Genomic DNA, 6,060 nt, shown 5'->3' with positions numbered 1-6,060 from the left:
ATCGTCGCCCACGCCGACTGCCTGCTGGACCGCGGCGGCGCCATGGTCCGCGCCGTCGAAGCCATCGGCCGGGGCGCCGAGACCGACTGGGGCGCGCCCTTTGAACTGGACCTGACCGCCGAAGGAGACGGCCGCCGATGAGCGACCCCAACGACGCCGAACTGAACGCCCGCCACGCCGAAAAGATGAAGCGCATCCAGGCCGCCCGCGCCCGGATGATGCAGTCCAAGACGGTCGAGCGCGGCCTGGTCATCGTCCACACCGGGACGGGCAAGGGCAAGTCGACGGCGGCCATGGGCATGGTCTGCCGCATGATCGGCCACGGGATGAAGACCTCCATCATCCAGTTCATCAAGGGGGCGATGGAGACGGGCGAGCAGACCCTGTTCGACAGCTTTCCCGACCTGGTCGAGATGCGGCCGATGGGCGAGGGCTTCACCTGGGACACCCAGGACCGCGCCGCCGACATCGCCAACGTCCGCCGCGCCTGGGAGGCCGCCAAGGCCCGCATCATGGACCCGGAATGGAAGATGGTCGTCTGCGACGAGCTGAACATCGCCTTGCGCTACGACTACCTGCCGGTCGAGGAGGTGCTGGAGGTTCTGGCCGCGCGCCCGGCCGACACCCACGTCGTCATCACCGGCCGCAACGCCCCGGACGCCCTGATCGCGGCGGCCGATCTCGTCACCGACATGCAGATGGTCAAGCACCCGTTCCGCAGCGGGGTGAAGGCCCAGGCCGGGGTGGAGTTTTGATGACGGAGGCGACGGCGCGACTGGTCGTCTGCAGCACCTGCCGTCTGTCGACGAACGAGCCCGTGGACGCGGACGGCGTCTCAGGCGGGCGGCTGCTGCTTCAGGCCGTGGCGACGGCGGCGCGGGGCGCGCCCGAACTGCGGGTCGAGGAGCAGGCCTGCCTGTGGGCCTGCCGCAGCCATTGCACCGTCTATCTGGCCCAGGGCGGCAAGCCCGGCTACCTGGCTGGAACCTTCGCCCCGACCGCCGAGGCCGCCGAGGCCATCGTCGACTTCGCCCGCCGCTACGTCGCCAGCCCGGACGGCGCCGTGCCCTATCGCGACTGGCCCGAGGGGATGAAGGGCCGCTTCATCGCCCGCCTGCCCCAGGACGCCTGATTTAGCGCGCTTGACCTTCCCTTGATGGGAAGGTTTACAGGTGTCGTCGTCAAAGGTTTACGAGGACGACGTCATGGCCGCCGAAGGCTTGAGAACACTGGATCTGCCCGTGCTGGGCATGACCTGCGCCAGCTGCGTGGGGCGCGTCGAAAAGGCCATCCGCGCCGTGCCGGGCGTGACGGAGGCCCAGGTCAACCTGGCCGCCGAGCGCGCTCACGTCGCCTTGTCGAGCGAGGGTTCCGCCGCCGCCGTCGCGGCCGCCATCAAGAGCGCCGGCTATGAGCCGATGGAGGAGGAGGTCGTCTATCCCGTGCGGGAGATGACCTGCGCCTCCTGCGTCGGCCGCGTCGAAAAGGCGCTGGCCGCCGTGCCGGGCGTGTTGTCGGCCAGCGTCAATCTGGCGACCGAGCGGGCGACGGTGCGCTTCCTGTCGGGAGCGACGACCTTCCAGGATCTGGCCGCCGCCGTCGAACAGGCCGGCTATGTGCTGGAGGCGCCCGAGGACGCCGGGCCGGACGCCAGCGACCGCGAACAGGCCGCCCGCGACGCCGAGATCAAGAAGCTGGGCCGCGCGGTGCTGATCGCGGGCGCGGCGACCCTGCCGCTGTTCGTGCTGGAGATGGGCTCGCACTTCGTGCCGGGGATGCATCACTGGGTCAGTGAGACCATCGGCGCCTTCAACTGGAAGGTGATCAGCTTCGTGCTGGCGACCTTCGTGCTGTTCGCGCCGGGGATCATCTTCTATCGCAAGGGCGTGCCCGCCCTGCTGCGCTGGGCGCCGGACATGAACTCCCTCGTCGTGCTGGGGGCGACGGCGGCCTGGGCCTTCTCGACCGTGGCGACCTTTGCGCCGCAGTGGCTGCCGGAGGGCACGGCCAACATCTATTTCGAGGCGGCGGCGGTGATCGTCACCCTGATCCTGGTCGGGCGCTGGATCGAGGCGCGGGCCAAGGGCCGCACCGGCCAGGCGATCCGTCGCCTGATGTCGCTGCAAGCCAAGACCGCGCGCGTGGTGCGCGACGGCGTCGAGCAGGACGTGGCCGTCGATGCGGTCAAGGTCGGCGACGTGGTCGTGGTGCGCCCCGGCGAGCGGGTGCCCGTCGACGGCGTGGTCACGGACGGCGCCTCCTTCGTCGATGAATCCATGCTGACGGGCGAGCCGATCCCGGTCGAGAAGACCGCCGGCGCCGACGTCACGGGCGGCACGCTGAACACCACGGGCGCCTTCCGCTTCGAGGCGCGTCAGGTCGGCTCGCAGACCGTGCTGGCCCAGATCGTCAAGATGGTCGAGGCCGCTCAAGGAGCCAAGCTGCCGATCCAGGCGCTGGTGGACAAGGTGACGGGCTGGTTCGTGCCCGCGGTCATGGGCATCGCGGCCCTGACCTTCGCCGTGTGGTTCCTGTTCGGGCCGGACCCGGCGCTGGGGATGGCCCTGGTCGCGACCGTGGCCGTGCTGATCATCGCCTGCCCGTGCGCCATGGGTCTGGCGACGCCGACCTCCATCATGGTGGGCGTGGGCCGTGCGGCCGAACTGGGCGTGCTGTTCCGCAAGGGCGAGGCGCTTCAGGCCCTGCAGGGCGTGGACGTCGTCGCCTTCGACAAGACCGGCACCCTGACCGAAGGCAAGCCGACGCTGACCGATCTGGTCACGGCCGAGGGCTTTGACGAGACGACGGTGCTGGCCCAGGTGGCGGCGCTGGAGATCCGCTCCGAGCATCCGGTGGCCCGCGCCCTGGTCGCCGCCGCCGAGGCGCGCGGCGTGACGGTGGCCCGGCCGCTGGACTTCGCCTCCATCCCCGGCAAGGGGGTGACGGGTCTGGTCGAGGGCGCGCGCGTCGCCGTCGGCGCCGACCGCTACATGGCCGAGTTGGGCTGCGACGTGGCTGTGTTCGCCGAGGCGGCGGCCCGTCTGGGCGACGAGGGCAAGACGCCGCTCTACGCCGCCGTGGACGGTCGACTGGCCGCCATCATCGCCGTGGCCGATCCGGTCAAGGCGACGACGGCCGAGGCCATCGCCGCCCTGCACGAGCTGGGGCTGAAGGTGGCGGTCATCAGCGGCGACAACCGCCGCACCGCCGCCGCCGTCGCGCGTCGTCTGGGCATCGACGAAGTCCACGCCGAGGTCATGCCGGACGGCAAGGTGGCGGTGATCGAGGCGCTGAAGGCGGGCGGGCGCAAGGTCGCCTTCGTCGGCGACGGGGTGAACGACGCCCCGGCCCTGGCGGCGGCGGACGTGGGTCTGGCGGTCGGCGGCGGTTCGGACGTGGCGATCGAGAGCGCGGACGTGGTCCTGACGGGCGGCGACCTGCGCGGCGCGGTCAGCGCCATCGGCCTGTCGCGGGCGACGATGAACAACATCCGCCAGAACCTGGCCTGGGCCTTCGGCTACAACGTGCTGCTGATCCCGGTGGCGGCGGGGGTGCTCTATCCGGTCTTCGGCCTGATGCTGTCGCCCATGCTGGCGGCGGGGGCCATGGCCCTGTCCAGCGTCAGCGTGGTGCTGAACGCCCTGCGCCTGCGAGCCTTCAAGCCCCATATCGGTTCGAACAGCGTGAAGGGAGCCGCGTGATGAACATCGGCAAGGCTGCACAGGCGACCGGGGTCACGGCCAAGATGATCCGCTACTATGAGGCGCAAGGGCTGATCCGCCCGGCGGATCGGACCGACGGCAACTATCGTGATTTCAGCGAGCGCGACCTGAACGACCTGCGCTTCATCCGACGGGCGCGTGGGCTGGGCTTCTCGATCGAGGAGATCAGCCGCCTGCTGTCGCTATGGCGCGATAACTCGCGGCCCAGCCGCGAGGTCAAGGCGATGGCGCAGAAACACCTGGTCGACCTGGACGCGCGCATCCTCGAGATGCGCGAGATGGCCGACACCCTGCGTCATCTGGCCAATTGCTGCGCCGGGGACGAACGGCCGGACTGCCCGATCCTGTCCGACCTGGCGGGCGATACGTCGCAGGACGCGGCCGGTGCGACCGCTTGACCTTCCCATGGCGGCAAGGGGTCCAATGAACCGTCGCGTATCCAGAAAAGGAGCATCGTCATGATCTCGCTCAACATCCCGAAAATCCGCTGCGGCGGTTGCGTCGCTTCGGTCGAGAAGGCCGTCCTGTCCGTCGATCCGGCGGCCAAGATCACGGCCGATATTCCGGCGCGCCGGGTCGAGGTCGAGACGACGGCGTCCCCGCAATCCCTGGCCGACGCCCTGGCGGCGGCCGGCTATCCCGTTCAGGAGAACTGAAGATGAAGATGCCTGTTAAGCTGGCGGCGATCGCTGTCGGGGCGCTGGCCGTCGGCGGCGGCATGGTCCTGGCCGAGGGCTTCGCCCGGCCCGCCGAGGCGGCCGAGATGACCGTCTACAAGAGCGATTCCTGCGGCTGCTGCGGCGGCTGGGTCGATCACATCCGGCGCTCGGGCATAGAGGTGAATGTGGTCGCGACCGACGACCTGGCGCCGGTCAAGCAGCGGCTGGGCGTCCCGCAGTCGCTGTGGAGCTGCCATACGGCCGTGATCGACGGCAAGGTGATCGAGGGCCACGTCCCGGCGGCGGGCGTGAAGGCCTTCCTGAAAAAGCCCGGCCAGGCGCGCGGCATCGGCGTGGGCGGCATGCCGACCGGCTCGCCCGGCATGGAAGCGCCCGGCTATGCGCCGGACCGTTATGACGTCATGACCTTCGGCGAGGGCGCGCCGGCGCGCTTCATGACCTTCGTGGGCGCTGACCCGGCCTGACGACGGTTCTGAGCTGAAGACGACGACGGCGGCGCCCCCTGCGGGACGCCGCCGTTTTTCGTTCCGGCCGGGGCATGAGGCCGGAACGAAAGCCTTCGGCCGTTAGGCCAGCACCATGATGGCGACGCGGCGGTTCTGGGCGCGGCCTTCACGGGTGTTGTTGGGAGCCACCGGCTTGGAGGCGCCGTAGGAGATGGTCGCCATGCGGTTCAGGGCGATGCCCTGATCGCTCAGGAAACGACGCACAGCTTCAGCGCGCTCCTGGCCCAGACGCTCGTTGATCTGGTCGTTGCCGGTCGAGTCGGTGTGGCCCTGGATTTCCAGATAGACGTTGGCGTTCTCGGCGCGCAGGCGCTGGACCAGTTCGGCCAGGCGTTGCTCGGCTTCCGGCGACAGCTCGGTGTGGTTGACCGGGAATTTCACCGAGTCGTCCGACAGCACGACCTCGTACAGGAACTTGCCTTGGGCCAGTTTATGCGCGGCGTTGGCGCGGGCCAGCGCTTCGCCCGCCGTGCCTTCAACCCGGGTGACGTGAGCGTCGACGCCGTCGACACGCTCATTCACGACTTGAACGTTGTCGCGGACGAACCGGTGGCTGGCGCAGCCGCTGACGGCGATGCCGAGAACGGCGACGGCGCCGATGACAGCGGTCCTAGATGCCAATTTGATCAAATTCACTCTCCTTCGTGCCCGGCCCAACTCCGGGGGATGTTACGCGCCGCACCGGTGTCGGTTGCAAAACGGCGGAGCAAAGACGCGCGAAGAAGTGAAAAGGTTCAGCTTGACTGTAAAAAAATTTCAACAATCGACGTTTTTGCTGTTCTGCGCCGATTTATGGTCAGGCTTGTTGGCGCCATTTTCCTGACGTGCTGGGATGGTCATTGTTGAATATCAAAGGGCGAGGAGAATCTATTGAAAGCTTTGGTGTTTGCGGCCGCTGAGAACTATAAGGCCCATGACGGCAAGGCTTGGGGAGCCTTTAGGTGAAGGCGGGGCCTCGTCGCCGTCGGAACAAGGTCGGCCCGATCCTAGGCAGCCTGATCGCGCACGGTTTGATCCTGGCGCTGATCATTGCTGCGCCGGTTGAACGGCCGCCGCTGGCTCCGGTTCCGCCGGTAGTCGAGGTGATGCTGGTCGAGCCGCCGCCTCCGCCTCCGCCGCCGCCTTCAGAACCCGCGCCGGGCGACGCGCCTG

8 protein-coding genes are annotated in these 6,060 nt (G+C 68.8%); 7 read left to right on the top strand and 1 reads right to left on the bottom strand.

Going from position 1 to position 6,060, the window contains the following annotated elements:
- The first annotated feature begins 137 nt into the window (after positions 1 to 137).
- From cobO to BDIM_RS12195, 6 genes are all read left to right on the top strand, one after another.
- Positions 138 to 755: a cob(I)yrinic acid a,c-diamide adenosyltransferase gene (gene cobO / locus BDIM_RS12220; protein WP_003165900.1), complete on the top strand. Its 618-nt coding sequence runs from the start codon at positions 138 to 140 to the stop codon at positions 753 to 755.
- Entirely contained in the window at positions 755 to 1,132 is a 378-nt protein-coding gene (locus tag BDIM_RS12215) for a DUF1636 domain-containing protein (protein ID WP_003165899.1), read from the top strand. The genes cobO and BDIM_RS12215 overlap by 1 nt, the downstream gene beginning before the upstream one ends.
- 73 nt (positions 1,133 to 1,205) lie before the next feature.
- Positions 1,206 to 3,701: a heavy metal translocating P-type ATPase gene (locus BDIM_RS12210; protein ID WP_040346075.1), complete on the top strand. Its 2,496-nt coding sequence runs from the start codon at positions 1,206 to 1,208 to the stop codon at positions 3,699 to 3,701.
- Positions 3,701 to 4,120: a Cu(I)-responsive transcriptional regulator gene (gene cueR / locus BDIM_RS12205; RefSeq protein ID WP_003165897.1), complete on the top strand. Its 420-nt coding sequence runs from the start codon at positions 3,701 to 3,703 to the stop codon at positions 4,118 to 4,120. Before BDIM_RS12210 ends, cueR begins: the two co-directional genes overlap by 1 nt.
- Before the next feature lie 60 nt (positions 4,121 to 4,180).
- Positions 4,181 to 4,378, top strand: coding sequence for a heavy-metal-associated domain-containing protein (locus BDIM_RS12200; protein ID WP_003165896.1), 198 nt, complete (start codon positions 4,181 to 4,183; stop codon positions 4,376 to 4,378).
- 2 nt (positions 4,379 to 4,380) lie between these two features.
- Entirely contained in the window at positions 4,381 to 4,866 is a 486-nt protein-coding gene (locus BDIM_RS12195; RefSeq protein WP_003165895.1) for a DUF411 domain-containing protein, read from the top strand.
- Between the two features lie 102 nt (positions 4,867 to 4,968).
- Here the strand turns inward: BDIM_RS12195 and BDIM_RS12190 are convergent, their stop codons facing one another.
- Positions 4,969 to 5,529 carry an OmpA family protein gene (locus BDIM_RS12190; protein WP_081461950.1) on the bottom strand — a complete coding sequence of 187 codons (561 nt, stop codon included), beginning with the start codon at positions 5,527 to 5,529 and terminating at the stop codon, positions 4,969 to 4,971.
- Between the two features lie 320 nt (positions 5,530 to 5,849).
- On the opposite strand from BDIM_RS12190, the gene BDIM_RS18320 reads away from it, so the two are divergent.
- The coding region (locus BDIM_RS18320) for a hypothetical protein (protein WP_040346067.1) at positions 5,850 to 6,060 on the top strand (211 nt) is incomplete at its 3' end.

The sequence above is a fragment of the Brevundimonas diminuta ATCC 11568 genome (assembly GCF_000204035.1).
GTDB lineage: Bacteria > Pseudomonadota > Alphaproteobacteria > Caulobacterales > Caulobacteraceae > Brevundimonas > Brevundimonas diminuta.
This window is presented reverse-complemented; position numbering and strand designations above follow the sequence as displayed.

What these genes read in the sequence shown, in the direction of transcription:
- cobO (WP_003165900.1), top strand. Translation starts at nt 138, where the DNA reads ATGAGCGACCCCAACGACGCCGAACTGAACGCCCGCCACGCCGAAAAG.
- BDIM_RS12215 (WP_003165899.1), top strand. Translation starts at nt 755, where the DNA reads ATGACGGAGGCGACGGCGCGACTGGTCGTCTGCAGCACCTGCCGTCTG.
- BDIM_RS12210 (WP_040346075.1), top strand. Translation starts at nt 1,206, where the DNA reads ATGGCCGCCGAAGGCTTGAGAACACTGGATCTGCCCGTGCTGGGCATG.
- cueR (WP_003165897.1), top strand. Translation starts at nt 3,701, where the DNA reads ATGAACATCGGCAAGGCTGCACAGGCGACCGGGGTCACGGCCAAGATG.
- BDIM_RS12200 (WP_003165896.1), top strand. Translation starts at nt 4,181, where the DNA reads ATGATCTCGCTCAACATCCCGAAAATCCGCTGCGGCGGTTGCGTCGCT.
- BDIM_RS12195 (WP_003165895.1), top strand. Translation starts at nt 4,381, where the DNA reads ATGAAGATGCCTGTTAAGCTGGCGGCGATCGCTGTCGGGGCGCTGGCC.